The 1,261-nt window shown below is 61.6% G+C and carries 2 protein-coding genes; both read left to right on the top strand.

Annotated features, from left to right (window positions below; translation table 11 throughout):
• Positions 1-284: 284 nt before the first annotated feature.
• Positions 285-746, top strand: a complete 462-nt coding sequence (gene msrB / locus AC1DT2_RS23745; RefSeq protein ID WP_213947335.1) for a peptide-methionine (R)-S-oxide reductase MsrB — start codon at positions 285-287, stop codon at positions 744-746.
• The gene (gene msrA, locus AC1DT2_RS23740) at positions 743-1,243 is read left to right on the top strand and encodes a peptide-methionine (S)-S-oxide reductase MsrA (RefSeq protein ID WP_063572768.1); all 501 of its coding nucleotides are present in this window, start codon (positions 743-745) and stop codon (positions 1,241-1,243) included. Before msrB ends, msrA begins: the two co-directional genes overlap by 4 nt.
• Positions 1,244-1,261 lie beyond the last annotated feature (18 nt).

The raw sequence follows: 1,261 nt of genomic DNA, 5'->3' as shown, positions 1-1,261 counted from the left end.
GAGCCGGCGGCCTCCCCGGGATCTCACTTGCTGCACCTCCCAACGGAAGGCATCCCTAAGATACAAGGAGCCGATTCATCGGCGATTCCTGCGGAGCGAGGCCTATGACGATGTCGCGATCTGGTTTTCGCCGATGAATCGGCTCCTACAGGGGCAGGGCGTTGGGCCCCGGCGGCAAGTCCTTCCTATTGTTTCTATCGCGTTCGACCGCATTATTGGACAAGCGGTGGAGCGGGCCCGCAACTGGCCTGCAGCCCCCGATCTTCATCCCTCTGGAGGTCCCTATGTCCGACTATCGCAAGACCCCCGAAGCCCTCGCCAAGCTGACTCCCGAACAGTTCCGGGTGACCCAGCAGAGCGGCACCGAGCGGCCGTTCCACAATGAATTCAACGACAACAAGGAACCCGGTATCTACGTCGATATCGTCTCGGGCGAACCCCTGTTCTCGTCCTTCGACAAGTTCGATAGCGGTTGCGGCTGGCCCAGTTTCACGCGCCCGCTCGAGGCGGATTATGTCGAAGAGAAGCGCGACATCACCCACGGCATGATTCGCACCGAGGTGCGTTCGGCCAATGGCGACAGCCACCTGGGCCACGTCTTCCCGGATGGCCCGCGTGACCAGGGCGGCCTGCGCTATTGCATCAACTCGGCCTCGCTGCGTTTCATTCCCGTCGCCGATCTCGAAAAGGAAGGCTACGGCAAGTACATCCACATGTTCGACAGTGAAACCGGAGGTGTCCTGTGACTTCGCGCGCCATTCTCGCCGGCGGTTGCTTCTGGGGCATGCAGGACCTGATTCGCCGCCAGCCCGGCGTCATCGCCACGCGCGTGGGCTATTCGGGCGGTGATGTGCCGAACGCGACCTACCGTAACCACGGCAGTCATGCCGAGGCGATCGAGATCGAGTTCGATCCGGCCAAGGTGAGCTACCGCAAGATTCTCGAGTTTTTCTTCCAGATCCACGATCCGACTACGCTGAATCGGCAAGGGAACGATCGGGGTGAGAGCTATCGTTCGGCCATCTTCTACCTCGATGACGAGCAGAAGGCCGTCGCCGAAGACACCATCGCGGACGTCAATGCGTCAGGCCTGTGGCCAGGCAAGGCGGTGACCGAACTGTCGCCCGCGGGCCCGTTCTGGGAGGCCGAACCCGAGCACCAGGACTACCTGGAGAAGTATCCGAACGGTTACACGTGTCATTTCATCCGTCCGGATTGGGTGCTGCCCAGGCGCGCTGCCTGATCCCTCCTTGCCTCCTTG

The organism is Luteibacter sp. P4_E6 (genome assembly GCF_056401535.1).
This window is presented reverse-complemented; position numbering and strand designations above follow the sequence as displayed.